The organism is Streptomyces coeruleorubidus (genome assembly GCF_028885415.1).
Classification (GTDB): domain Bacteria; phylum Actinomycetota; class Actinomycetes; order Streptomycetales; family Streptomycetaceae; genus Streptomyces; species Streptomyces coeruleorubidus_A.
Genome location: NZ_CP118527.1, coordinates 1,693,147 through 1,718,076, shown reverse-complemented (window position 1 = coordinate 1,718,076; position 24,930 = coordinate 1,693,147). Strand labels below are relative to the sequence as shown.

Annotated in this window: 20 protein-coding genes; 10 read left to right on the top strand and 10 right to left on the bottom strand. The window is 73.7% G+C overall.

Going from position 1 to position 24,930, the window contains the following annotated elements; translation table 11 throughout:
- Positions 1–100: 100 nt before the first annotated feature.
- Genes PV963_RS07995 through PV963_RS07985 form a run of 3 tightly spaced genes read right to left on the bottom strand, consistent with a single transcriptional unit; the run spans position 101 to position 2,914 of the window.
- Entirely contained in the window at positions 101–1,447 is a 1,347-nt protein-coding gene (locus PV963_RS07995) for an MFS transporter (protein WP_274814948.1), read from the bottom strand.
- 49 nt (positions 1,448–1,496) lie between these two features.
- Positions 1,497–2,264, bottom strand: coding sequence for a glycerophosphodiester phosphodiesterase (locus PV963_RS07990; RefSeq protein WP_274814947.1), 768 nt, complete (start codon positions 2,262–2,264; stop codon positions 1,497–1,499).
- Positions 2,261–2,914: a YczE/YyaS/YitT family protein gene (locus tag PV963_RS07985; protein ID WP_274814946.1), complete on the bottom strand. Its 654-nt coding sequence runs from the start codon at positions 2,912–2,914 to the stop codon at positions 2,261–2,263. Before PV963_RS07985 ends, PV963_RS07990 begins: the two co-directional genes overlap by 4 nt.
- Positions 2,915–3,016: 102 nt before the next feature.
- On the opposite strand from PV963_RS07985, the gene PV963_RS07980 reads away from it, so the two are divergent.
- On the top strand, positions 3,017–4,516 hold the full coding sequence (locus PV963_RS07980; protein WP_274814945.1) for a PLP-dependent aminotransferase family protein: 1,500 nt from the start codon (positions 3,017–3,019) through the stop codon (positions 4,514–4,516).
- 36 nt (positions 4,517–4,552) lie between these two features.
- On the opposite strand, the gene PV963_RS07975 is transcribed toward PV963_RS07980, so the two are convergent.
- On the bottom strand, positions 4,553–6,238 hold the full coding sequence (locus PV963_RS07975) for a hypothetical protein (RefSeq protein WP_274814944.1): 1,686 nt from the start codon (positions 6,236–6,238) through the stop codon (positions 4,553–4,555).
- 52 nt (positions 6,239–6,290) lie between these two features.
- A complete protein-coding gene (locus PV963_RS07970) occupies positions 6,291–6,485 on the bottom strand; it encodes a hypothetical protein (RefSeq protein WP_190051902.1) in 195 nt (64 codons plus the stop codon).
- 299 nt (positions 6,486–6,784) lie between these two features.
- Between PV963_RS07970 and PV963_RS07965 the strand changes: the two genes are divergently transcribed.
- From PV963_RS07965 to PV963_RS07945, 5 genes are all read left to right on the top strand, one after another.
- Positions 6,785–7,177 (top strand): ankyrin repeat domain-containing protein, encoded by a 393-nt coding sequence (locus PV963_RS07965; protein WP_274814943.1) that lies wholly within the window; start codon positions 6,785–6,787, stop codon positions 7,175–7,177.
- A 300-nt stretch (positions 7,178–7,477) separates the two neighbouring features.
- Positions 7,478–8,896, top strand: a complete 1,419-nt coding sequence (locus PV963_RS07960) for a HEAT repeat domain-containing protein (RefSeq protein WP_274814942.1) — start codon at positions 7,478–7,480, stop codon at positions 8,894–8,896.
- A gap of 209 nt (positions 8,897–9,105) precedes the next feature.
- Complete coding sequence (locus tag PV963_RS07955) at positions 9,106–10,233, top strand: glycosyltransferase family 4 protein (protein WP_274814940.1); 1,128 nt, start codon at positions 9,106–9,108, stop codon at positions 10,231–10,233.
- On the top strand, positions 10,230–11,417 hold the full coding sequence (locus PV963_RS07950) for a glycosyltransferase (protein ID WP_274814939.1): 1,188 nt from the start codon (positions 10,230–10,232) through the stop codon (positions 11,415–11,417). Before PV963_RS07955 ends, PV963_RS07950 begins: the two co-directional genes overlap by 4 nt.
- The gene (locus PV963_RS07945) at positions 11,414–12,364 is read left to right on the top strand and encodes an SGNH/GDSL hydrolase family protein (protein ID WP_274814938.1); all 951 of its coding nucleotides are present in this window, start codon (positions 11,414–11,416) and stop codon (positions 12,362–12,364) included. Before PV963_RS07950 ends, PV963_RS07945 begins: the two co-directional genes overlap by 4 nt.
- Before the next feature lie 33 nt (positions 12,365–12,397).
- On the opposite strand, the gene PV963_RS07940 is transcribed toward PV963_RS07945, so the two are convergent.
- Genes PV963_RS07940 through PV963_RS07920 form a run of 5 tightly spaced genes read right to left on the bottom strand, consistent with a single transcriptional unit; the run spans position 12,398 to position 16,806 of the window.
- Positions 12,398–13,267 (bottom strand): biotin-dependent carboxyltransferase family protein, encoded by an 870-nt coding sequence (locus PV963_RS07940; RefSeq protein WP_274814937.1) that lies wholly within the window; start codon positions 13,265–13,267, stop codon positions 12,398–12,400.
- Complete coding sequence (gene pxpB, locus PV963_RS07935; RefSeq protein ID WP_274814936.1) at positions 13,264–13,890, bottom strand: 5-oxoprolinase subunit PxpB; 627 nt, start codon at positions 13,888–13,890, stop codon at positions 13,264–13,266. The genes PV963_RS07940 and pxpB overlap by 4 nt, the downstream gene beginning before the upstream one ends.
- Positions 13,887–14,645: a LamB/YcsF family protein gene (locus tag PV963_RS07930; protein WP_274814935.1), complete on the bottom strand. Its 759-nt coding sequence runs from the start codon at positions 14,643–14,645 to the stop codon at positions 13,887–13,889. The genes pxpB and PV963_RS07930 overlap by 4 nt, the downstream gene beginning before the upstream one ends.
- 29 nt (positions 14,646–14,674) lie before the next feature.
- Positions 14,675–15,508 (bottom strand): putative hydro-lyase, encoded by an 834-nt coding sequence (locus PV963_RS07925; protein ID WP_274814934.1) that lies wholly within the window; start codon positions 15,506–15,508, stop codon positions 14,675–14,677.
- Entirely contained in the window at positions 15,505–16,806 is a 1,302-nt protein-coding gene (locus tag PV963_RS07920) for an MFS transporter (protein ID WP_274814932.1), read from the bottom strand. Before PV963_RS07920 ends, PV963_RS07925 begins: the two co-directional genes overlap by 4 nt.
- A gap of 171 nt (positions 16,807–16,977) precedes the next feature.
- Here PV963_RS07920 and PV963_RS07915 point away from each other — a divergent pair, with 171 nt between their 5' ends.
- The 4 genes from PV963_RS07915 to PV963_RS07900 all read left to right on the top strand — a co-directional run bounded on the left by PV963_RS07915 (position 16,978) and on the right by PV963_RS07900 (position 24,889).
- Complete coding sequence (locus PV963_RS07915) at positions 16,978–17,673, top strand: GntR family transcriptional regulator (RefSeq protein ID WP_274814931.1); 696 nt, start codon at positions 16,978–16,980, stop codon at positions 17,671–17,673.
- 91 nt (positions 17,674–17,764) lie between these two features.
- Positions 17,765–19,291, top strand: a complete 1,527-nt coding sequence (locus tag PV963_RS07910) for a hypothetical protein (RefSeq protein WP_274814930.1) — start codon at positions 17,765–17,767, stop codon at positions 19,289–19,291.
- A gap of 31 nt (positions 19,292–19,322) precedes the next feature.
- On the top strand, positions 19,323–20,204 hold the full coding sequence (locus PV963_RS07905; RefSeq protein WP_274814929.1) for a hypothetical protein: 882 nt from the start codon (positions 19,323–19,325) through the stop codon (positions 20,202–20,204).
- 47 nt (positions 20,205–20,251) lie between these two features.
- A complete protein-coding gene (locus tag PV963_RS07900) occupies positions 20,252–24,889 on the top strand; it encodes a hypothetical protein (RefSeq protein WP_274814928.1) in 4,638 nt (1,545 codons plus the stop codon).
- Positions 24,890–24,930 lie beyond the last annotated feature (41 nt).

The following is a 24,930-nucleotide window of genomic DNA, read 5'->3' as shown; positions in this document are numbered from 1 at the left end:
CTGCTAGCAGATGTAACCCAGCGTTTCGGCATCTTTGACGCGCAGTAACGGTACGCCTGGCAGGCCAAACGCGTACACTACAGCCCTTTCGCGCCGGATGCTAAATCCTGTCGGGAACCGGGTTCCCCGCTTCTTCGATCGCACGCCGCACCGGCACCCGCGCCAGCAGGGCGAACCCGATGACGAAGAAGCCCACCAGCGAGATGATCGCGTCCCGGTAGCTCCCGGTCAGCTGATAGGTGAGCCCGAACAGCAGCGGCCCGAGCCAGCTCATCCCGCGGTCGCTCATCTCGTACGCGGAGAAGTATTCGGCCTCCTTGCCGGGCGGGACGAGATGGGAGAACAGGGACCGGGACAGCGCCTGGCTGCCGCCGAGGACCAGGCCGATGCCGGCGGCCAGGACGAAGAACCACACCGGCGCCCCGGCCGGCAGGAAATACCCGGCGGCCAGCGTCACCGTCCACGCGACCAGCGAGCCGAGGATCGTGCGTTTGGCCCCGTAGGTCCGGGCCAGCCGGCCCATGGTCAGCGCGCCCGCCACCGCCAGCACCTGCACGAGCAGGATGGCGCCGATCAGGGTGGACTGCCCGAGGCCGAGTTCCTCGGAGCCGTAGACCGAGGCCTGGGAGATCACCGTCTGGACGCCGTCGTTGTAGACGAGGTACGCGAGCAGGAAGGCGAGGGTCAGCGGGTGGCGGCGCATGTCGCGGACGGTCGCCGCGAGCTGCCGGAAGCCCGGGAGGGCCGCCTCCCGCGCGGCGGACCTGCGATCGCGCAGCCGTGTCAGCGGGATGAGGGCGAAGGCGCCCCACCACAGGCCGGCCGACGCCAGGCAGATGCGGACCGCCGTGCTCTCGGAGACGCCGAAGCTGTCGTGCCCGGTGTACAGGACCAGGTTGACGACGAGGACCAGCGAGCCCGCCGCGTAGCCGAAGGCCCAGCCGCGGGAGGAGACCGCGTCCCGCTGCTCGGGCGGGGCGATCTGCGGCAGGTAGGAGTTGTAGAGCATCATCGCCACGGACTGCGCGGCGTTCGCGACGATCAGGAGCGCCCCGCCGAGCAGGTAGCGGTCGCCGTCCAGGAAGAACATGGCCGTCGTGGCCGTGGCCCCCAGGTACGCGGCGGCCGCGAGGAGGGGCTTCTTGCGGCCGGTGCGGTCGGCGGCGGCGCCCACCAGGGGCATCACCAGCACGGCCACGATCACCGACAGGGACACCGAGTACGCGAAGAAGGACCCGGCGCGCACCGGGATCCCCAGGGGGTGGACGTACCCGTCGGCGTCGGCCGCCGACTCGGCGACCGACGTCAGATACGGGCCCAGGAACACGGTGAGCACGCTCGTCGAGTAGACGGAGCACGCCCAGTCGTAGAAGTACCAGCCGCGCTGCTGGCGTCTGAGCTCAGCGGCCCCGTCGGCCGGCGGTGTCCGCACGGTGTCGGTGCCCACCCGTGCCCTCGCTTCCCCCGTGAAGGCGCGGAGGCGCAGGTGCCGGGTCTCAGACCCAGACGCCGCGGTCCTCCATGACCTTGCGCAACGTGTCGATGTGATCGGTCATGATGCCATCCACGCCGAGGTCCAGAAGCCGGTGCATGCTCTCGGGGTCGTTGACGGTCCACACGTGCACCTGGAGCTCGCGCGCGTGGGCGGCGTGGAGGAAACGCCGGTCCACGACCTGGATGCCGGACTGGATCTCGGGAACCTGGGCGGCGACCGCCGAGCGGCGCACCGCCGCCGGCAGCCCCCAGGAGCGCAGCCGCAGGTTGAGCACCCCCCGGGTGCCGTACGAGGTGGCCAGGCGCGGGCCGGCCAGCCGCTGCGCGCGCACCACGCGGGCCTCGGAGAACGAGCCGAGACAGATCCGGTCCCAGGAGTTCGTCCTGCCGACCAGGTCGAGGAAGGGCAGCAGGGCGGCCTCCGCCTTGACATCGACGTTCCAGCGCACGTCGGGGAAGGTCTCCAGCAGCTCCTCGAAGAGCGGCACCGGTTCCTCGCCCGCCACGCGCGCGTGGCGCACCTCCTGCCACGGCAGGTCGGCGATCCGGCCCGCCCCGTCCGTCACGCGGTCCAGGGTCGCGTCGTGGAAGGCGACGAGTTTGCCGTCCCGGGTGGCGTGCACGTCGGTCTCGATGTACCGGTAGCCCGCCTCGACGGCGCACCGGAACTGCCGCGCGGTGTTCTCCAGGCCGGCCGCGGCCCCGCCCCGGTGGGCGAAGGCGATCGGGCCGGGATGGTCGAGGTAGGGGTGGCGTATCCGCGGGGTCACGGACGCAGTATCGCTCCTCGGGGTTGACCGGTGGCAACGACCGCGCTGCCGGCGGATGCCGAGGGGACGGCGAACACGCGCAGGAACAGCTGGGCGAGCGGGCCGATCGCCACCGCGTACAGGAGGGTGCCGATGCCGACGGTGCCGCCCAGGACGAAGCCGGTCGCCACGACCGTGAACTCGATGACCGTGCGCACCACGCGGATCGAGACCCCCGTGCGCTGGTGCAGTCCCGTCATCAGGCCGTCGCGCGGCCCCGGGCCGAAGCGCGCCGCGATGTACAGTCCGGTCGCGGCGCCGTTCAGGACGATCCCCGTCACCAACAGCGTCCCGCGCACGGCCAGGCCGTGCGCGTCGGGCACCAGGGCCAGCGTCGCGTCCATCGCCACGCCGATGACCAGCACGTTGGAGATCGTGCCCAGGCCCGGCCGCTGGCGCAGCGGGATCCACGCGAGCAGCACCGCGGCGCCCACGATGGTCAGCACCACGCCGATCGACAGTCCCGTCAGCTCGGCGAGACCCTGGTGCAGCACGTTCCACGGCTCCAGCCCGAAACCCGACCTGACGAGCAGTGCCGAACTCGCGCCGTACAGCGCGAGACCGACGTAGAGCTGTGTCAGCCGCCGGGTGAGCCGCCGCTGCGTGGCCATGATGTGTGCCCCCCTGTGGTGTCAGTGGACTGCTGCATGACACCCTGTGGCTTGGATGGAGAGGCCATCCATGGCCAATCCGGGGAAGGTGGACTGATTCTCATGGCGCAGTGGACCTCGGCCGTGGGTGCGGCGCAGCTCGCACGGCTGCTCAACTCCCAGCAGGACCGCCCGGCAGGGCCCGGCACGCGCCGGCCGCCCGCCTACCGCGCGCTCGCCGACGGCATCCGCCTGCTGGTGCTCGAAGGGCGGGTCCCGGTGGCCGCCCGGCTGCCCGCCGAGCGGGAACTCGCGCTGTCCCTGTCCGTCAGCCGTACGACGGTCGCCGCCGCGTACGAGGCGTTGCGCAGCGAGGGGTTCCTGGAGTCCCGGCGCGGGGCGGGCAGTTGGACCGCCGTACCGGCCGGGAACCCGCTGCCCGCGCGTGGGTTGGAACCCCTGCCGCCCGAGGCCCTCGGCTCGATGATCGACCTGGGCTGTGCGGCGCTTCCGGCCCCCGAGCCTTGGCTGACCCGGGCCGTGCGGGGCGCGCTGGAGGAACTGCCGCCGTACGCGCACACGCACGGCGACTATCCCGCGGGGCTGCCCGCGCTGCGGTCGATGATCGCCGAGCGCTACACCGCGCGCGGGATCCCGACCATGCCCGAGCAGATCATGGTGACGACCGGGGCGATGGGCGCGATCGACGCGATCTGTCATCTGTTCGCCGGGCGGGGCGAGCGCATCGCCGTCGAGTCGCCCTCGTACGCCAACATCCTTCAGCTGATGCGTGAGGCCGGAGCCCGGCTCGTGCCCGTGGCGATGGCCGAGGGGCTCGCCGGGTGGGACATGGACCGCTGGCGGCAGGTCCTGCGGGACGCCGCGCCCCGGATCGCGTACGTCGTCGCCGACTTCCACAACCCGACCGGTGCGCTCGCCGACGAGGACCAGCGACGGCAGCTGGTCGACGCGGCCAGGTCCGCGGGGACCGTGCTGATCGCCGACGAGACGATGACCGAACTGTGGCTCGACCCGGACGTGCGGATGCCGCGGCCGGTGTGTGCCTTCGACCCGGCCGGGTCGACGGTGATCACCGTGGGATCGGCGAGCAAGGCCTTCTGGGCCGGGATGCGCATCGGCTGGGTGCGGGCCGCGCCGGACGTGATCCGCAGCCTGGTCGCGGCGCGGGCGTACGCCGACCTCGGCACGCCCGTACTGGAGCAGCTGGCTGTCAACTGGCTGTTCGGTACGGGGGGTTGGGAGCAGGCCGTGGAGCTGCGGCGCGAGCAGGCGCGGGAGAACCGGGACGAGATCGTGGCGGCGGTGCGGCGGGAGCTGCCCGAGTGGGAGTTCGAGGTGCCTCGGGGCGGGCTGACGCTGTGGGTGCGGACGGGCGGTCTGTCCGGGTCGCGGCTCGCGGAGGCGGGGGAGCGGGTGGGCGTGCGGGTGCCGTCCGGGCCGCGGTTCGGGGTGGACGGGGCCTTCGAGGCGTATGTGCGGTTGCCGTTCACCGTGGGGGGTGCGGTGGCTGAGGAGGCGGCTGTGCGGTTGGCCGCGGCGGCGCGGATCGTGGAGGACGGGGGTGTGGGAGCGGGCGAGTCGCCGCGTACGTTCGTGGCGTAGCGCCTGTAGCTGCGGCGGCCCGACTGACCTGACTGGCTAGGGCGCCTTTGAGGGTTCCGTCAGTACTGGTGCCGGCGTTCCTTCAGTCGGTTCCGTCAGTACCGGTACCGGCTCGGGTTCCGCCGGCTCGGGCTCCGGCACCGTCTCCGGTTCGACCGGTTCCGGTTCTCCCTGCGCCGGGTCCGGATCGGGCACCGTCTCCCCGTCCGCCGGTGTCGTGCGCGGCGGGAGGAGGTCCAGTACCGCCTGGCGGTGGGCGTCGGACGTGGCGTCGTCGTAGGGGTTGGGGGTCGCCGGGACCTGGAGGCGATGGACCGGGCCCGTGCCCAGGCGGGCGTAGCCGCGGCCGGGTGGGACCTGGTCGACGGGGGTGGTGTGCGGGGGTGCGCCCAGGACGGACTCGACCTGGTCGGCCGTCGCCGGGCCGAGGACCACGCGCGCGCGGGTGTGCTGCCGTACGGCGTCGGTGAGCGTGTCGACGCTGTCGAGCTGGTCGGCCACCACCACCGTCACGTTCGCCGGACGGCCGTGCCGCAGGGGGACCTGGAGGAGGGACTGCGGGTCCTTGCGGTCGTCGGCGGCGGCCAGGTGGGTGAACGCCGTCGGGCGGTCCAGGAGGATCCACAGGGGACGCTTGGTGTCCTCGGGCGGCGGGTGGCCCGCCTGATGGGCACGGTTGGCGGCGATGAGGCGACGCTCGGTCTCGTGCGCGGCCCACTCCAGGCTGGCCAGCGCCCCGGTGAGCCCGCACTCGACGGCCAGGACGCCGTCCCGGCCGGTCAGGCAGGCGTACTCGCCGGTGCCGCCGCCGTCGACGATCACCACGTCGCCGTGCTGGAGGGCCTGCAGGGCGATGGACCGCAGCAGGGTCGAGGTGCCGCTGCCCGGCTGGCCGAGGGCGAGCAGATGGGGCTCGGTCGAGCGCAGGCCCGTGCGCCAGACGACCGGGGGCACGTCCCGTTGCTGATCGCCGTGGGTGAGGGGGAGCGTGCGCCGGACCTGCGTGGGGTCGGTGAAGCCGAGGACCGTCTCGCCGGGAGTGGTGACGAAACGCTGGGCGGCGATGTCGACGGGCAGCGGCAGGAGCACGCTGACCGTCAACTGGTTGCCCTCCTCGTCCCACGTGAAGTGGTATTCGCGGCCACGGCCCGACTTGGCCGCGAGCAGGTGCTCGATCCGCGCGCGGGCCTCGGCCTCACCGTCGGTGAAGTACGCCGGGTAGCGGACCACCAGGTGCGAGATCCGGCCGCCGCCGTCGAACGCGTAGGTCGGGAAGGCCTTGTCCCACGCACCGCCGTGGGCATAGAGCGGCTCGGGGTCCTCGGCGGTGGAGAAGTACGGCACGAGGGCCTCGTAGAGCGCCTCGAGGCGTTCTGTCTGCGACTCGTCGGGTCCGTCGGCCGCCGTCGGGGTACGGTCCCGGCCCTTCCAGGCCGCAGCCGCCATCAGGGTGACGGCGGCGAGCAGCGGTCCGTACGGCAGCAGCGCCACGACCAGCATCACGGAGGCCACGAGGAACAGCAGCGCCGAGCGTTTCTCCTTGGGGGTCTCGGTCCATCTGCGCCGCCCGGCCGCTGCCAGCCGGCGCAGACCCCGGGTGATCGTGATCAACGGGTGGAGGACGTCGGTGGCGGTGTCGGCCGCCGTCCGGGCCAGCTTCCGGCTCCGGGCGAGCTGCGCGCCGCCGTTGCTCAGAATGCGAGGGAGGGGGCGCCGGGCCACTGCTGCCTCCAGAGAGTGCGTACGGGCGGGATGCGTACGGGGAGTGGGATCGTCAGAACCTGATTCCGCCCAGGAGGCTCGCCAGGCTCTCGCCGCCCGCCTTGATGCTCGGGGCGATGGCCGTGCTCGCCAGATAGAAGCCGAACAGCATCGCGACCACCGCGTGCGACGCCTTCAGGCCGTCCTTGCGGAGAAAGATGAAGACGACGATGCCGAGCAGGACCACGCCTGAGATCGAGAGGATCATTTGAGTTCTCCTGGTTCGCGGGGACAGTCACCATGAGTACTTCCAGGCTCACAGGATGTATCCATACGATAAAAGGTGCAACTGGGTGAAATTCGGACTATTTCCCCCGGCTGGCGGAGTGGTCCCCGACCCGGTCGCGCTGGGCTGTTGCGCTCGGCGAGGTCTGCGGTGATCTTTACCTCGGGCACATCGGGTCATGTGCCACGCGAGCCAGTACTCTGGCGATTCACTCGTACGGCTGCACCGCTGGCAGGCGTACGCACCCGACGTGATGTGTGACGTGAGAGGCGGTCCGGCCGATGACCGAAGCCCCCGACCCCGAGGTCGTGGAGCTGGCGACCAAGATCTTCGATCTGGCCCGGCGGGGACAGACCGAGGCGCTCGTGGCGTACGTCGACGCGGGCGTTCCGGCCAACCTCACCAACGACCGCGGTGACTGCCTCGTGATGCTCGCCGCCTACCACGGCCACGCCGAGGCGGTACGCGCGCTGCTGGCCCGCGGTGCCGAGGCCGACCGGGTGAACGACCGAGGGCAGACCCCGCTCGCGGGAGCGGCCTTCAAGGGCGAGACGGACGTCATCAAGGCCCTCCTGGAGGGCGGCGCCGATCCGTCCGCCGGCACCCCGTCGGCGGTCGACACCGCCCGGATGTTCGGCCGGACGGAATTGCTCGAACTGTTCGGCGAGCGCTGAACCGGCCAGTCTGACCTGGAACGACAACGAAAACGGGGGAGGCGGGACGGGGCCGCCGAAATTTCGGTCGCGGCAGACGGAAGTGCCGAGTCATCATGACGACGTGGTTCACGGACGTGATGGTTGGGCAGGTGTTGCCGCACCGCGCGGGCCGTGACGCGGTCCGCAAGGGCCACCGACGAGAGGCAGAGGAAGATGGTCTACAGCAAGCAGGAAACGGCGGGCACTCCGACGTGTTGTCGCGCGGCCAGGTAGTACACGTCCCCGGTTGCGTCGACGCTTGATGTGAGGCTGTTTCCCATGTTCGATCCGGTCATAGCGCCCAGCGGTACGCTGCTCGGCCTGCTCCAGCGGGGCCGCGGCGACGGCACGCTGCACGCGCTCACCGCCCCGCGCCCCGAGGCGCTCACGGCGTTGAACCACTGCGTGCTGCGCGATCCCCGCCACGACTGGCAGGTGGAGAACCGCTCCCTCTACTACGCCCGCCTCTACCTCGACCTGAACGGCGAGCTCGACGCGGTCGAGGCCCATCTCTTCGACGCCGAGGACGTCCTCGACACCGACGAGTCGCGCACCGGGCTCGCCCTCGCCGTCCTCGGGCACCTCGCCTCCTACGGCAGGCGGGACGCGCTCGAACTGCTGCGCAGATACGCCGCCCACGGCTCCAACTGGGCCTGGGCCCTCGACGAACTGGCCCTCAGGGACGACGACGCCGGCCTGCGCGCCCTCGCCGCACCCGTCCTCGCGCGGTTCCCGGCCGATCCGGAGGGCGACGCCGAGCTGGCGGCGACCGTCCGGGACGCCTTCGAACCACGGCCGTGGCGACTGTGGGCCGAGGATCCGCGCGAATCCATCGCCACACGCGTGCGTGCCGCCCACGAGACGGGCTGTTTCGACCGCTGGCAGCGACAGATGCGGCCGACCGGTCCCCGGCCCGGGTGGAGCGTGCAGGCCGTCTTCGAATGGGCCCAGCAGGGCCTCGAACGAGGCGCGGCACTCCATGTCCCGGCCGCCCGATGTCTCACCGCCGTGGCGGGGCCCGAGGACCGGGCCGAGATCATCCAGGCGGCCAAGGACGGCAGCGACGGAGCCCGGTGCACCGCCCTGCGCTACCTCGCCGACGGCAACGATCCCGACGCCCTCGTCCTGATCGAGGACGCCGTGGCCACCGGCTCGACGGTCGTCGTGGACGCCGCCGTCGACGCCTTCGAACGCATGCGTTCGCTCGCCGCCGTGGACCGGGCGCGCGGCTGGGCCCGGCGGCCGGACGCGCTGGGCTCCGCCGCCGGACGCGTCCTCGCCTGCCGGGGCGGGGCGCAGGACCGCGACCTGGTCCTCGCGGCACTACGCGAAGCCGTACGGGGCGAAGGCCCCGACGCACCGACCCTGTGGACCCTGGTCGACGGCGCCGGGCGGCTCGGCATCGCCTGCGCCGCACCCGTGCTCCGCCACATCTACCGCGAGACCGCCTCCTCCCATCTGCGCGGCCGGGCCGCCCGTGCCCTCGCCGCCACCGACCCCTCCTTCGCCACCGGCTTCGCCGTCGAGTGCCTGTGGGACTGCGAGGAGACCACCCGCGAGATCGCCGCCCGGCACGCCGAGACCGGAGACGCCCGTGTCGTCGAGCGACTGCGCCGGCTCGCCGCCGACCCGGCCGAGGAGGCCGAGGTCCAGACGGCCGTACGCAGCCGGATCGGTCCCGAGGAGACCGCTGTGTGACCCCGCTCCGCGTGAGTGTGTGACTCCCTTCGTGCAAGGACGCCGGGGCGGAATCAGGCCGCCCGGGTGAACGGGGGATGACTCTCGGGTCAGGGGCGTATGGACGCGGCCTGACCTGCGCGGGTGCGCCTCAGAACGCTCATAGGACGTTCCACGGCCGGAAAGATCCACGTTGACGCGGCCACGTCCGGCACGGCGACAACACGGGTATGCGAGTCGTCATCGTGACCGAATCCTTTCCCCCCGATGTGAACGGCGTGGCCCACTGCGCGCTCCAGACCGCCCGGCACCTCGTCGATCGCGGTCACGCCCCCGTCGTCGTCGCCCCGGCCCCCGCGCCCGGGCACAAGCCCGACACCAGCGCGCCGTGCCCCGTCGTCCACGTCCCCTCCCTCCCGCTCCCCGGCTACCCCCAGGTCCGCGTCGCCCTCCCCAGCCGCCGCCTGGCCGCCACCCTCATCGAGCACCGTGCCGATGTCGTCCACCTCGCCAGCCCCTTCGTCCTCGGCGTGCGCGGCATGGCAGCCGCCGCCCGCCTCGGCACCCCGGCCGTCGCCGTCTACCAGACCGACCTGGCCGGATACGCCCGTACGTACATGGGTGCCGGAGAGGCCGCCGCCTGGCGGCGGATCCGCTCCGTGCACGGCGCCGCCGACCTCACCCTCGCCCCGTCCAGCGCGGCCCTGCGCGACCTGGAGACGCACGGTGTACCGAGGGTCGAGCTGTGGCCGCGCGGCGTCGACACCGAACGTTTCCGGCCCGACCGCCGCGACGAGGCCCTGCGTCGTGAACTCGCCCCGAACGGTGAGCTGATCGTCGGCTACGTCGGCCGGCTCGCCCCCGAGAAGCAGGTCGAACTCCTCGCCGGTGCCTGCGGCCTGGAGGGCGTCCGGGTCGTGGTCGTCGGCGACGGCCCGAGCCGGCCCGGCCTGGAGCAGGCGCTGCCCGGCGCGGTCTTCCTCGGCCGCCGTACCGGTGACGACCTGGCCCGGGTCTTCGCCTCGTTCGACGTCTTCGCGCACACGGGCCCCTTCGAGACCTTCTGCCAGACGGTCCAGGAGGCCATGGCCAGCGGCCTGCCCGTCGTCGCGCCCGCCGCGGGCGGGCCGCTGGACCTGGTCGCCCACGGGCGCACCGGCCTGCTGGTGCCGCCGCGCGACGCGACCGCCGTCCGGGACGCGGTGCGGTCCCTGGCCGCCGACGCCGGGCTGCGGGCCGCCTTCGGCGCCGCCGGGCGCGCCACCGTGGAGGGCCGCACCTGGGCGGCCGTCGGGGACCAGCTGATCGGGCACTACGCGAACGTGCTCGCCGCGCGCCGGACGGCGGTGGCGGCATGAGCGACTCGCGTCCGGGCAACAGCAGCCGCCAGTCGCTTCGGATCGTGCGGCTCGCCAACTTCGTCGCGCCCGCGTCCGGCGGGCTGCGCACCGCCCTGCGTGAACTCGGCAAGGGCTTCAAGGCGGCGGGGCACGAGCCCGTCCTCGTGGTCCCCGGCGAGCGGATGAGCGACCGGGAGACCGAGCAGGGGCGGGTGATCACCCTCCCCGGGCCGCTGCTGCCCGGCACCGGCGGCTACCGCGTGCTCGCCGACAAGCGGCGGGTGGCCCGGCTCCTGGAGGAACTCGCGCCGGACCGGCTGGAGGTGTCCGACCGTACGACCCTCAGGTGGACCGGCAGGTGGGCGCGGCGCGCCCGGGTCCCCGCCGTGATGGTCTCCCACGAGACCGCCGACGGCGTGCTGCGCACCTGGGGCCTGCCCGAGGGGGCCGCCCGTCGTGCCGCCGACGCCCTCAACGTCCGTACGGCCCACACGTACGCGCGCGTGGTGTGCACCACCGAGTTCGCCGAGCGGGAGTTCGTGCGGATCGGGGCACGCAACGTCGTCCGGGCCCCGCTGGGCGTCGACCTGGTCCAGCGGCACCCCGCGCTGCGTGACCCGGAGCTGCGGGCGCGGCACGCGCGCGTGGACGAGACGCTGCTCGTGATGTGCTCGCGGCTGTCGGTGGAGAAGCGGCCCGGCACGGCGCTGGACGCCCTGGAGGCGCTGCGGCGGCGCGGGCGCCGGGCGGTGCTCGTGGTGGCCGGGGACGGGCCGTTGCGCGCCCGGCTCGAACAGCGGGCGCGCGAGAGCGCCCTGCCGGTCACCTTTCTCGGGCACGTCTCCGACCGCGGGCTGCTCGGCGCGCTCCAGGCGTCCGCCGACGTGGCCCTGGCGCCGGGGCCCGCCGAGACGTTCGGGCTCGCCGCGCTGGAGGCCATGGCGTGCGGCACGCCCGTGGTGGCGAGCGCGTCGTCCGCGCTGCCGGAGGTGATCGGCTCCGCCGGGGCCGTCGCGGCGGACCACGGGGAGGCCTTCGCGGACGCCGTGGACCTGGTGCTGGAACGCCTGGAGGCGGACCGGCGCGAGGGGGCACGCGCGCGTGCGGAGTGCTTCGGGTGGGACGCGGCGGTCGACGCGTTCCTCGCCGCGCATGACGCGGCCGTTCCCGTACGCCCGTACGTGCCCGGGGGCGTGGCATGAGACCCGTGCGGTTCGGGGGGTCTACGCGGTTCGAGGGGCCCCCGCGGTTCGTGGCCCTCGGTGACTCGCTGACGGAGGGGGTGGGCGATCCCGTCGGCGACGGGGAGTGGCGCGGCTGGGCCGCGTTGCTCGCCGCCGGGCTCACCGAGCGACCCATCGGTGTCGCCGAGGGACCGGCCGGGCTTACCGACGGACCGGCAGGGCTTACCGAGGGACCCGCCCGGTTCACCAACCTCGCGGTGAGCGGGGCGCAGACCCGGGATGTGCTGGAGCGGCAGTTGCCTGCCGGGCTGGAGCTGCGGCCCGACCTCGTGTCCGTCGTGATCGGCGTCAACGACACCCTGCGCTGCACCTTCGACATCCAGGCCGTGGCGGCTCGGCTCGACCAGGTGTACGCGGCCTTCGCCGAGCAGGGCGCGGTCCTGCTCACCGCCTGCCTGCCCGACCCGGGCACGATGCTCGGGCTGCCGGGGGCACTGGCCCACCCGCTGGCGCGGCGGCAGAGGGCCGTGAACACGGTCGTCCACGCGCTGTCCGACCGGTACGGAGCTCTGCACCTGCACGCGTGCGAGGGCGACTGGATCACGGACCGCGCCATGTGGAGCGCGGACCGGCTGCACCCCGGGGAGCGCGGACACCGGCAGCTGGCCCTGCGCTTCCACACGCTGCTCGCGGAACACGGCCTCGCGACCGGGCCCGCGCCCTCGCCCGAGCCCGAGTTCCCCGGCCCGACCAGGTCGGCGAGCCTGTGGTGGCTTGCCACGGCCGGTACCGGCTGGGTGGCCCGCCGGTGCACCGACCTGCTGCCCCAGCTCCTGACACTCGCCGCCGACGAACTCCGGCACCGGGCCCGGGGCACGAGCGCCCGGCTCGATCTGCGGGCCTCCGCGGCCGTGTCCGCCGCGCTCGCCGCCCTGTCGGTGGCGGAGCAGCCGGACGCGGCCTGACAGGTCGGCAGCGACGGACGTGGCCCGGCCGGTTCAGCGGCGCCGTACGGCCACGAAGCGGACCGGCGTGCCCGCAACCGCCTGGGCGGCTGCCGCGAGGTCGGCGGCGCGCACCACCGCGATCACCGGATAGCCCCCGGTGGTCGGGTGGTCGGCGAGGAACACCACCGGCCTGCCGTCGGGCGGGACCTGGACCGCGCCCAGCACCATGCCCTCGCTGGGGAGTTCCCCGGCCCGGGCCCGCTCCAGGGCGGGCCCCTCCGTGCGCAGCCCGATGCGGTTGCTCGCGGGGGACACCCGGTACGGACGCGAGACGAAAGTGCGCAGGGCCTCCGGCGTGAACCAGCCGTCGCGCGGGCCGAGTGTCACCCGAAGGACCAGCTCGGCCGGTGGCGCCGGCTGCGGGGCGACGTCCACGCGTGCGTGCGCGCCCGCCGGCCGGCCAAGGGGCAGCACCGTGCCGTCCGTGAGAGGGGGCGGGCCGAGCCCCGACAGCAGGTCCGTCGAGCGGCTGCCGAGCACCGGCTCGACGGCGATGCCCCCGGAGACGCCCACGTAGCTGCGTAGGCCCGACACGGCAGGTCCGACGTCCAGCAGCGCCCCGGCGGGCACACGCACCGGCGCGCCCCAGGCGACGGGCCGTCCGTCCACCGTGACCCGGCAGGGGGCGCCCGCCACGGCCACGGTGACAGTCGAACGAGGGCGTACGGCACAGCCGTTGAGGGTCGTCTCCAGCACGGCCGCCGCGGGCGGATTGCCGGCGAGCCGGTTGACCAGGTCCGCCGCGGGCCGGTCCAGCGCCCCGGAGCGGGGCACTCCGAGGTGGGCGTGCCCGGGGCGCCCCAGGTCCTGCACGGTGGTCAGGGCCCCGGCCCGGACGACGGCGAGCGCACGGTCGGTCACGAGTGTCCCACCTGCTCGACGGGGACGAACCGCACGCGCGTGCCCGGCGACAGCAGCGCGGCCGGCACGCGCGCGTGGTCCCACAGGACGGCGGCCGTCGTGCCGATCAGCTGCCAACCGCCCGGCGACGAGCGCGGGTACACGCCCGTGTACGGGCCCGCCAGCGCCACCGAACCGGCCGGGACGGCCGTGCGCGGGGTGGCCCGGCGCGGCACGTCGTAGCGCGGCGGCAGGCCGGTGAGGTAGCCGAAGCCGGGGGCGAAGCCGCAGAAGGCGACCCGGAACTCCGTCCGCGAATGGAGACGGGCGACCTCCCGCTCGGCCACGCCCCAGTGCGCGGCGACGTCGGCCAGGTCCGGGCCGTCGTAGCGCACCGGGATCTCGACCACCGCACGCGCGCGCGGAGGAGCGGGCGGCAGCTGCGCGGCGGTCAGTTCGGCGGCCAGCCGGGCGGGGGAGTCCAGGCCGTCGAGGAGGACCGTGCGGGCCGCGGGCACGATCTCGCGGGCCGACAACGAGCCCTCCGCGCGGCGGCGCAGCAGCTCGGCGTGCAGGGCCTGGGCCTCGTCGCCCGAGGAGACCTCGACGAGCAGGGCGTCCTCGCCGACCGGCAGGACCTTCATGCGAAGGCCTCCACCCGGACCCCCGAGGCCTCCAGCCGCTCCCGCACCCGGCGCGCCAGCTCCACCGCGCCGGGCGTGTCGCCGTGCAGGCACAGGGAACGCGCGCGTACCTCTATCCGGGTCCCCGAGTGGGAGACGACCTCGCCGGAGCCGGCCAGACTCAGCGACCGCTCCACGACGGTGTCGGGGTCGGTGACCACGGCGCCCTCCACGGTGCGCCGCACGAGCGTGCCCGCGTCGGTGTACGCCCGGTCCGCGAACGCCTCCGTGACGACCGGCAGCCCGGCCTTCCCGGCCAGCTCGAGCAGGCGCGAGCCGGGCAGGCCCAGCACCGGCAGCGTGGCGTCCGCGAGGAGCACGCCGTCGACGACGGCGGCGGCCTGCTCCTCGTCGCGTACGACCCGGTTGTAGAGCGCGCCGTGCGGTTTCACATAGGCCACGCGGGCGCCCGCCGCGCGGGCGAAGACTTCCAGGGCGCCGATCTGGTAGGCCACCTCGGCCGCCAGCTCGGCGGGCGGCACGTCCATCGCGCGCCGCCCGAACCCGGCCAGGTCCCGGTAGGACACCTGGGCGCCGATCCGGACGCCGCGCTCGGCCGCCAGCTCGCACACCCGGCGCATCGTGACCGCGTCCCCGGCGTGGAAGCCGCACGCCACGTTGGCGCTGGTGACGACCGACAGCAGCCGTTCGTCGTCGGTGAGCCGCCAGCGGCCGAAGCCCTCGCCGAGGTCGGCGTTCAGGTCGATGGAGGTCATAGCCGTGTCGAGTCTCCTGTCAGCTGCTGTCAGGCCACGCGGTACTGCTCGTCGCGGGCGTCGGTGAGGAACATCTGCCCCGGGGCGTGCGTGAGGGCGAACGGCGGGCGCGAGGCCATCACGGCCGCCTGCGGGGTCACTCCGCAGGCCCAGAACACCGGGATGTCGTCCGGCTCGGCGTCCACCGCGTCGCCGAAGTCGGGGCGGCCGAGGTCGTCGATGCCGAGCCCCGAGGGATCGCCGCAGTGTACGGGGCTGCCGTGCACCGCCGGCAGCAGACTGCTCTCCCGGATCGCCGCCGCCAGGTCCTCCGGCGGCACCGGCCGCATGGACACCACCAGCGGCCCGTGCAGCCGCCCCGCCGGACGGCACTGGCGCCCGGTCACGTACATCGGAACGTTGCGGCCCTGCTCGACGTGGCGGATCGGAACGCCCGCCTCGCCCAGTGCCCACTCGAACGTGAAGCTGCACCCGATCAGGAACGACACCAGGTCGTCCCGCCAGTACGCGCGCACGTCCGTCGGCTCGTCCACCAGCTCGCCGTCCCGCCACACCCGGTAGCGCGGCAGGTCGGTGCGCAGGTCCGCGCCCTGCGCGAGCACGGTGGTCCAGGATCCCGCGTCCGTGACGTCGAGGACCGGGCACGGCTTGGGGTTGCGCTGGCAGAACAGCAGCATGTCGTAGGCCCAGTCGGCGGGCACCGAGATCAGGTTGACCTGGGTGTGGCCCGCCGCGACCCCTGCCGTGGGGCCCGTCAGGCCCTTCCGGAAGCGGGCGCGGGCCGTTTCCGGGCTCCACGCGCGCGCGTGCTCGTCGACGAGGAGGACAGGACGGTCCCCGGTCTCGGTGCTCGTGCGGTTCACGTGAGCTCCTTCCCGCGCGTCTCCGGCAGCCCGAGCAGCGCCAGTGCCGCCAGGCCGTAGCCGATCGCCCCGAAGACCAGCGCGCCGCCCACGCCCCAGCTGTCGGCCAGGAAACCGACCGTCGTCGGGAAGACGGCGCCCACCGCTCGCCCGGTGTTGTACGTGAAGCCCTGCCCCGTGCCGCGCACCGCCGTCGGGTACAGCTCGCTCAGGTAGGAGCCGAAGCCGCTGAAGATCGCCGACATGCAGAACCCGAGCGGGAAACCGAGCACCAGGAGCAGGGTGTTGGCGCCGCTCGGGATGTTCGCGTACGCCAGGATGCAGATCGCCGACAGCAGGGCGAAGAGCCAGATGTTGCGCCGCCGGCCCAGCTTGTCGGTGAGGTAACCGCCCGTCAGATAGCCGATGAAGGCGCCCGATATCAGGAACGTCAGGTAGCCGCCGGTGCCGACGACCGACAGGTCGCGCTCGGACTTGAGGTAGGTCGGCACCCAGGTGGCCAGCGTGTAGTACCCGCCCTGGACACCGGTCGAGAGCAGCACCGCGAAGACCGTCGTCCGCAGCAGGCCGGGCTTGAAGATCGCCGTGAACGAGCCTTTCTCCGCGCTCCGTTCACGCGCCGCCGCCGCCTCGGGCGCGTCGTGCACACTGCGCCGCAGCCAGATGACCAGCAGGGCGGGCAGGGCCCCGGTCCAGAACATGATGCGCCAGGCCAGGTCGTCACCGGCCACCGAGAAGATGACGGTGTAGGCGATCACGGCCATGCCCCAGCCCACGGCCCAGGAGCTCTGGATCGCGCCGAGCGTGCGGCCCCGGTGCTTGGCGCTCGCGTACTCGGCGACCAGGATCGCGCCGACGGCCCACTCGCCACCGAAACCGAGGCCCTGCAGGGCACGGAAGACCAGCAGCGTCTCGTAGTTGGGCGCGAAGCCGCAGGCGACGGTGAACACCGCGTAGGTGATCACCGTGACCATGAGCGCCTTCACCCGGCCGACGCGGTCGGCGAGGACGCCCGCGAGGGCGCCGCCGATCGCGGAGACCACCAGCGTGACCGTCGTGAAGAGGCCGGTCTGGCCGCTGTTCAGGCCGAAGTAGGCGGACAGCGCGACCATGCTCAGCGGCAGTGTGAAGTAGTCGTACGAGTCCAGGGCGTAGCCGCCGAAGGCACCGGCGAACGCGCGGCGGCCGCGCGGGCCCAGGGCGCGCAGCCAGCCGAACGCCCCGTCGTCGTCGGTGCGTTCGGCTGCCGCGGGGCGCGTGTCGTCGCTCAGGGCCTGTGGTGGTGGAGTCGTGCTCATGGGCACCTCGCAGAGGGGGGACGGAGGGTGCTTCGGGCTGAGCCTTGGGTGCTTTGCGGGTGAGCTTGGCCGCCTCGCGCGGCGGGCCGTGCGTAGCACCGTAGAGGATTGTTCAACGATCCCTCAATACTCATGTTGTTTCGTTCTTGTAATCTGCGATTGAATTCCGGCATGGCAGAGCAGCTGAGGGATCTCTCCGACGACCGGGCACTCCTGGGGCGCACGAGCACCGCCGAACGCGTCTCGGACATCCTCAGAAGCCGGATCGCCGAGGGCTACTTCCCGCCCGGGACCCGGCTGTCGGAGGACAGCATCGGCGGCGCGCTCGGCGTCTCCCGCAACACGCTGCGCGAGTCGTTCCGGCTGCTCACGCACGAGCGCCTGCTCGTCCACGAACTGAACCGGGGTGTCTTCGTCCGGGTCCTGACCGTCGAGGACGTCGAGGACATCTACCGCACCCGACGGCTCGTCGAATGCGCCGTGGTGCGGGGTCTCGGCGAGCCGCCGTACGGGCTCGACGGGCTCGCCGGTGCCGTGGAGGAGGGGCGGCGGGCGGCGCGGGAAGGTGACTGGAAGGGGGTGGGTACGGCCAACATCCATTTCCACCGGGAACTGGTCGCTCTCGCCGCGAGCGAGCGCACCGACGAGTTGATGCGGAGTGTTTTTGCCGAACTGCGCCTGGCCTTCCACGTGGTGGACGAGCCGCAGCGGCTGCACGAACCGTACATCGCGCGAAATGTCGCAATCCTTGAGGCTCTTCAGGTGGGGGACCGAAGGAAGGCCGAGGCACTGCTCGCCGGTTACCTCGACGACTCGCTGGAGCGGGTCGTCGAGGTGTACCGGCGGCGGGTCGGCGAGGACGGCTGAGGGGACGAGCGGCGTCGGAGAGCCACCCTGCCGCCGGGGCGTATCCGCGTCGTTTGGGTCGTTGTCAGACCCAGGACCTAGTCTGTGCACCGTGACTTCGCCTGCATCGACGGACAGCGTTCCGCCCCAGCTCAGCGCGGGGCCGCGCCCCGCCCTGGGGCCGGCCGCCGACGAGGGCCTGGCGCGGCGCCTGCGCGCGCTCGCCTGCACCGCGCCGCTGCACGACCTCGACGCGCGCAAGGCCAACCTCGCCGGTGAGTACTCGGTGTACGGCATGGCGGAGGTCGCCCTCGCGGCCATCGACCTCGTCACCCTGAACATGGACTTCGACACGGGCGCGGACCACGACCAGATCGTCGCCCGCCTCATCCCGCGCATCGCCGCCCAGGCGCCGCGGCGGCCCGCCGTCGAGCACGAGCGGGTGGCCCGCTGGGTCCTGGAGAACCTGATCAACGTCGGCAGCGTCGACCGCGGTTTCCGCGCGGTGTACGGCACGTTCGGGGCGGACGGCACGTATGTGCGCCGTGACTACGACTTCAAGCTGATCGAAGAGGTCCCCGGCCCGGGCGGCACGGTCTACCTGCGGACGACGGACGAGGCGGTCAACGTCCTCGTCGGCGCCCTCGACACGGACGTCACCAGCGCGCAGATCGCCGCCGAGGTCAAGCTGGAGGTGCTGATCAGCCGCGGCCGGCTCGCCGACGCCCAGCTCGCGGCCGAACAGGCCCGCTACCGCACCGTGCAGTACTCGGAGACCCTGCGCCGCGCCCTGGACGCGACCCGGCGCAATGTGCGCGCGGTGGACTGGCTCACCACCGTGCCCGACATGATCGCCGAGGCCCTGGAGCACGTGGCCGACCGCTACCGCCACGAGAACGCGATCCTCACCAACATCCGCAAGGCCCGCGACGAGTCCGAGGACCCGGAGCACAAGCGCCGCGCCGCCGAGCTCGTCGACATCGTCAAGGACTGCATCCGGCGGCACACGCAGTTGCAGTCCCGGCTGCTCGAGGCCGGACCGCTGTTCCGCGCCGAGCAGGACCGGCAGGCCTTCGCCACGCCGATGACGACGTCGGGGATCGACCTGTACGGGCATCTCGTCTCGCCCGTTCTGCTGCTGCCGCTGGAGCAGGCCGTCCGCGTCACGGACGCCTTCTTCGGGCGGGGTACGGGGCTGCGTACGCCGGTGTCCGTCCGGGTCGGGGACCTCGTCGACATACTGCTGACGCCGCCGGCGGAGCGGGAGCACCTGGGTGCGGAGATGCCCGAGCCGGATCTCATCGCCACGCCCGACGACAGCCGGTTCAGCGAGGAGCAGATGGCGGCCGCGCAGGAGCTGCTCGACCTGCCGGCGGATGCGCCGCGCCGGTTGTCCGGGCTGCTGGCCGAGGCCCGGCGGCAGGATCCCGAGCTGCCGTATCTGGTGGCCCTGCTGGCGGTGCATGCGGCCAGCCCGCCGGTCGGGACCGCGTATCGGCAGGGGGAGCAGAAGCTCTTGTTCGCCGTGGACGACGGGACGGAGCTCGATGACCCGGAGTTCGGTGGAGCGGACCTGATCGTCGGCACCGCGCTGCTGGATGCGGTGGGGATGGCGGCGGACCGGACGGAAGCAGCATGAATCAGTACGAGTGGCCCAAGGAGTCCCGACCGTGAGTGAGCACGTCGAGTGGAGTGAGTCGGAAGGCCCGGCCCCGACGGCCTCGGCCGCCGTCACGCCCGCCGACGCCGCCGACGCGGCTCGGCTCGTGTCCTTCGGTTTGCAGCCCAAGCTTCAGCCCGCCCGCGACCAGGAGTACGCGGACCTGCTGCGGCGCTACCGCGAGGACCCGCCGTTCGCGCGGCTCGCCGACGCGGTGGCGACCGGACTGGGGCTGATCGTGCTGGAGGTGTCCCCGCGCGCGGGCATGGCCGTGACCGCCGCCGAGGACTCCGTCTTCGCCGTCCGCATGGGCGACTACGCGCGTCGTACGTCCGCCGACGGCGGCGACCGGTTCCTGCACGGGCTGGCCCATCTCGCCGTCGCCGCCATGGCGTTCCCGCGCCCCGAGGACCTCGCCGACGACGGCTACATCGGCCGCGTCACGGTCAACGGCGTCGACGCCTTCGTCCGCCAGGCCTGCCGCCGCCTGGAGGAGCGCGCCGCCGAACAGGGCGAGAACACCGACCCGGCCACCGACGCGCCCGGCCTGGAGGCCGCCTGGCGGATCTGGGTGCGGCGCAGCTCGACCGGGGCCACCAAGGACGCGCGCCGGCTCGCCGGTTCGACCACCGGCATCGTCGCGAAGGCCGTCGCGTTCCTCACCGACTCCGGTTTCCTCCAGCGCACCGGCGACGACAACGGCGGCACGTACCGCACGACCGCCCGCTACCAGCTCCAGGTCCGCGACATGGCCGGCAGCGCCGCCCTGGCCGAGCTGCTGGAGCTGGGCGTCGTCCCGGTCACCGACGGCACACCGACGCTGCTGCCCCCAGAGGAGAGCGACGACCTGGAACTGGTCGCCGATGCCGGGCTGCCGTTCCACTCCTCCTGAAACTCCTCCTGAACTCCCCATCTCACGAAGACTTACGAGAGTCCGCCATGTACGAGCTGTCCCGGGTCCGCCTCTACTCCATCGGGCCGGCCGGTGCGCGCTACGCCGACACCGTGCTCGACCTGCGCGGTGTGGGAGAGATCGTGCCCGACCCCGCGCCCACACAGGCGGAGTTCTTCGAGGAGGAGCCCGTCGGCCCGCCGCGCCGGCCCGCGCCCGCGGGTGTGCTCTTCCTGGAGAACGGCGGCGGCAAGTCGGTGCTGCTCAAGCTGATCTTCTCCGTGATGCTGCCCGGCCACCGGAACACTCTCGGCGGAGCCAGCTCCGGCGTGCTGCGCAAGTTCCTGCTCGCCGACGACTGCGGCCACGTCGCGCTGGAGTGGCAGCACGTGCTGACCGGCGAGTGCGTCGTCGTCGGCAAGGTCAGTGAGTGGCGCGGGCGGCAGGTCTCCAACGACCCGCGCAAGTTCGCCGAGGCCTGGTACTCCTTCCGTCCCGGGCCCGGACTGAGCCTCGACAGCCTCCCCGTGGCCGAGTCCACCGCCGTACGGGCCCCGGTCGAGGGCCAGTCGGGCGCGCGCGGCCGGCGTCGCACCATGAAGGGCTTCCGCGACGCCCTCACCGAGGCGGGCAAGACCTACCCGCACCTGGAGGTGCACTGGGAGGAGATCCACGACCGCTGGATCGAGCACCTGGGCGACCTCGGACTCGACCCCGAACTCTTCCGCTACCAGCGGGAGATGAACGCCGACGAGGGCGAGGCCGCCGGTCTCTTCGCGGTCAAGAAGGACGCCGACTTCACCGACCTGCTGCTGCGCGCCGTCACCGACACGCGTGACACCGACGGGCTCGCCGACCTGGTCAGCGGCTTCGGCAACAAGCTGGGCCGGCGCGCCGAGCTGATCGCCGAGCGCGACTTCACCGCCGGATCCGTCGACCTGCTCCGGCGGATCGTCGAGGCCGCCGAGGCCCGTTCACGCGCGCGTGACATTCACGCCGGAGCCGAGCGCCGGACGCGGACCCTGGCGCGCAGACTGTCCGCGCGCGGCGTGCAGGAGCGGGTCCGGGCCGCCGACCTGGCCCAACGGGTCACCGCCGCCGCGTACGCCGTCACGCACGCCGAGGCGGCCCGCGAGCGCAGCGCGCTGATCTCCGCCGAACTGGCCTACCGGCACGCCTCGCTGGCGCTCGCCGCGGCCGAGAAGTCCGCCGCCGCGCAGAAGCGCGAGCTCGCCGACGCCCGCACGCTGTACTCCGCGTGGCAGGCCGCCGAGGCCGTGCTGCGCCACCGCGCCGCCGCCGACCGCGTCGCCCGTGTGTCCGCCGCGATCCAGGAGGCGGAGCGCGATGCCGCGCCCGCGCTCGCCGCCCGCTCCAAGGCCGCCGTCGACCTCGTACGGGCCCTGCACGCGGCCGCGGAGAAGGCGGAGAACCACGCCAACGAGGAGGAGGAGCGCTCCGCCGCCCTCCAGGAGGTCAGCGACGCCGCCTACCGGGACTCCACCGCCGCCGCCACACAGGCGCAGCGCGCCCGCAGCGAGGTCGGGCACCTCAAGCAGCGCCTGTCCGAGGTCGAGCAGGAGACCGCCGAGGCGGTACGGGCCGGCTGGCTCGACGACAGCGCGCCCGACGCCGACCCGGCCCGCGCGGCCCTCGCCGCGAGCGACGCCGAGAAGACCGCCGTCGCGGCCTGGGACTCGGCCCGCGAGGCGTCCCGCCGGGCCACCGAGCACGCGCGCGAGGCCGCCGCCGCCGAGACCCGCGCGGAACTGACCGCGGCCCGCGCGGCGGACGCGGCGACGGCGGCCGAGCGGTCGTACGAGGCCGAGCGCCGCACCGCCGAGGCGCTGGCGGGGGAGGAGCGGCTGGCGGAACTGCTCAGCCTGACCTCCGAGACCCGCCCGGGCATCCCGCAGCCCCGCCATGGCACGGACAGCGAGCCGGCCACCCGGCCCGCCTCGGGCGAGCAGGGGCTCAGCCCCGAGGAGCTCGACCGCTTCGCCGACGACCTGCGCGAACTGCTCGACGACGCCGTCACCTCCGCCGAACGGCAGCTGTTCGAACTGCGTACGGCCGCCGCCGACGACTCCCGGATCCTCGGCGCGCTCGGTGACGGCGGGCTGCTGCCGCCCGGCCCGGACGTGCTGGCCACCGTCGAGTTCCTCGGCGAGCACGGCATTCCCGCGCTGCCCGGCTGGCGCTATCTCGCCCAGGCCGTCGACCCGGCCGACCACGCGCGCGTGCTGGCCGCCCGGCCCGAACTGGTCGACGGCGTGATCATCACCGACCCGGACTCCCACGCACGCGCCCGGGAGGCGCTGGGCGACGCGGCGCTGCTGCCCCGTTCCGCCGTGGCCGTCGGCACCGCCGCCGCCCTGCTCGCCCCGACCCCCGCCCCGGACACCGACAGCGGGGACGTGTTCCTCGTCCCGCCGAACCCGGCCATGCACGACGAGCACGCCGCCGACGAGGAGCGGCAGGCGCTGCGCGCCCGGGCGACCGAGCGCGACGAGGAGATCCGCACCCTCGCCGCACGACTCGGCAAGGACCGCGAACTGGCCGCCCGGCTCGCCTCCTGGCGCGCCGGCTGCCCGGCCGGCCGGCTGGCCGAACTGGCCCGGGCGGCACACGACACCCGCGCGTTCGCCGAGGAGTCGGAGGCCGAACTGGCCGAGGCGCGCACGGTCCGGGCCGAGGCCGACGAGGCCGCCGCCGAGGCCGCGCGCGTCCGGGACGAGCGGCAGGAGGCCGCCCAGAAGGCCCGCCGCTCCGCCGACGCCCTCGCCGGGCTCGCCTTCCGGCTGCGCGAGCGGGCCGGCTGGCAGGTCAAGCTGCGCGAGCTGGCCGACGAGGCGGCCGAGGCCGAGGCGGGCGCCCAGGCCTGCCTGGAGCGGGCCCGGGCCGCCGACGAGGACCGGCGGGCCGCCCAGCGCGCCGCCGACGACGCTCGCCGCACCGCCCGCGCGTTGCGCGCCGAGCGCTCCGAGATCGCCGGCGCCCCCGACGACGTACCCGAGGACGACGCCCGGACCCCGAAGGCCTCCCTGCCCGCCCTCCGCGAGGCCTACCGGGCGGCGTCACAGCTGTACGAGAAGGTCGGCGTCGGCGCTGATCTGCGGGCCGAGCAGGCCCGTGCGGAGAGCGACGAGAGTGCGGCCCGCGCGGAGCTGGACCGGCTGAGCAACAAGGTCCGTACGCGTGCGGAGCAGCTCCTCGAATCCCCCGACGGCTCCGACGGACCCAGCCGCCAGGCTGCCGCCGCCCGTGCCGAGGAGCTGGTGCAGCTCCTGGAGACCCGTATGTCGAGTGCGAGCGAGCAGCTCGGGCGGCTGCGCGGCGAGGCCGAACGGCACGCGCCCGAGGACGGCGAGGCCCACACCGACCTCCCCGAGGACCTCCAGCCGCGCGACGCCGAGCACGCGCAGACCCTGCTGCGCACCGCCACGGCCGAACTCGCCTCCCACATCGAGGCACTGAACCAGGCACGCGAGGCGCACGCCGAGCTCCTCGACGCCCACCGCGCCGCCGAGGACGCGGCGAGCGGCTTCGACGAGATCGCCGCCATGCTCCGCGACCTGCTGCGCGAGCACACCACCGAGGAGGAGCAGGAGGAGACCGAGCCGTACCCCGGCAGCCCGGAGGAGGCCCGGCAGGCTGCCGCCGAGGCCCGCCGGTCCCTGCGCGGCTGCGCCGCCGACCTGTCCGCCGCGGAGGCCGCCGTTCGCGAGGCCAGCGACATCCTCGTACGGCACGCCAACTCCACGCGCTACGAGCAGGTCCGCACCCCGGCACGGCAGCAGATCCGCGAACTGCCCGCCTCCGCGCTGCCCGAGCACGCCCAGAAGTGGGCCGACGCCTTCGCGCCCCGGCTCCGGGTCCTGACGGACGAGCTGGAGCAGCTGGAGCGCAACCGCGACTCGATCGTCGACCGGCTGCGCGGCCTGGTCGAGTCGGCCCTGGCCACCCTGCGCTCCGCCCAGCGGCTCTCCCGTCTCCCGGAAGGCCTCGGCGAGTGGTCGGGGCAGGAGTTCCTCCGCATCCGTTTCGAGGAGCCCGACCAGGCCACGCTCACCGAGCGGCTGGGCGAGGTCATCGACGAGGCGACCCGGGCCGCCGTCAAGAAGAACTCGGACCTGCGGCGGGACGGCATGTCCCTGCTGCTGCGGGGTGTCGCCGCAGCCCTGCAGCCCAAGGGCGTCGCCGTCGAGATCCTCAAGCCCGACGCGGTGCTGCGCGCCGAGCGCGTCCCCGTCGGGCAGATGGGCGACGTCTTCTCCGGCGGCCAGCTCCTCACCGCCGCGATCGCCCTGTACTGCACGATGGCCGCGCTGCGCTCGAACGACCGGGGCCGCGACAAGCACCGGCACGCCGGCACGCTGTTCCTCGACAACCCCATCGGCCGCGCCAACGCCACGTACCTGCTGGAACTCCAGCGGGCGGTGTCGGACGCCCTGGGCGTCCAGCTCCTGTACACCACGGGCCTGTTCGACACGACCGCGCTGGCCGAGTTCCCCCTGGTCATCCGCATGCGCAACGACGCCGACCTGAGGGCCGGCCTCAAGTACATCAGCGTCGAGGAACACCTCCGCCCGGGGCTTCCGCAGCAGCCCCGGGCGGGGGAGGCGGTACACAGCGAGATCACGGCCACCAGGATGTACAAACGCCCCGCGTCTACGACGCCTTAGGGGCGCGGGGAACTGCGCGACCGGCCACAACGGTCCCGCAG

Coding starts and splice junctions, on each gene's coding strand:
- PV963_RS07945 (WP_274814938.1), top strand. CDS start 11,414: ATGAGACCCGTGCGGTTCGGGGGGTCTACGCGGTTCGAGGGGCCCCCG.
- PV963_RS07955 (WP_274814940.1), top strand. CDS start 9,106: ATGCGAGTCGTCATCGTGACCGAATCCTTTCCCCCCGATGTGAACGGC.
- PV963_RS07915 (WP_274814931.1), top strand. CDS start 16,978: ATGGCAGAGCAGCTGAGGGATCTCTCCGACGACCGGGCACTCCTGGGG.
- PV963_RS07920 (WP_274814932.1), bottom strand. CDS start 16,806: ATGAGCACGACTCCACCACCACAGGCCCTGAGCGACGACACGCGCCCC.
- PV963_RS07985 (WP_274814946.1), bottom strand. CDS start 2,914: ATGGCCACGCAGCGGCGGCTCACCCGGCGGCTGACACAGCTCTACGTC.
- PV963_RS07970 (WP_190051902.1), bottom strand. CDS start 6,485: ATGATCCTCTCGATCTCAGGCGTGGTCCTGCTCGGCATCGTCGTCTTC.
- PV963_RS07900 (WP_274814928.1), top strand. CDS start 20,252: ATGTACGAGCTGTCCCGGGTCCGCCTCTACTCCATCGGGCCGGCCGGT.
- PV963_RS07930 (WP_274814935.1), bottom strand. CDS start 14,645: ATGACCTCCATCGACCTGAACGCCGACCTCGGCGAGGGCTTCGGCCGC.
- PV963_RS07950 (WP_274814939.1), top strand. CDS start 10,230: ATGAGCGACTCGCGTCCGGGCAACAGCAGCCGCCAGTCGCTTCGGATC.
- pxpB (WP_274814936.1), bottom strand. CDS start 13,890: ATGAAGGTCCTGCCGGTCGGCGAGGACGCCCTGCTCGTCGAGGTCTCC.
- PV963_RS07980 (WP_274814945.1), top strand. CDS start 3,017: ATGGCGCAGTGGACCTCGGCCGTGGGTGCGGCGCAGCTCGCACGGCTG.
- PV963_RS07965 (WP_274814943.1), top strand. CDS start 6,785: ATGACCGAAGCCCCCGACCCCGAGGTCGTGGAGCTGGCGACCAAGATC.
- PV963_RS07960 (WP_274814942.1), top strand. CDS start 7,478: ATGTTCGATCCGGTCATAGCGCCCAGCGGTACGCTGCTCGGCCTGCTC.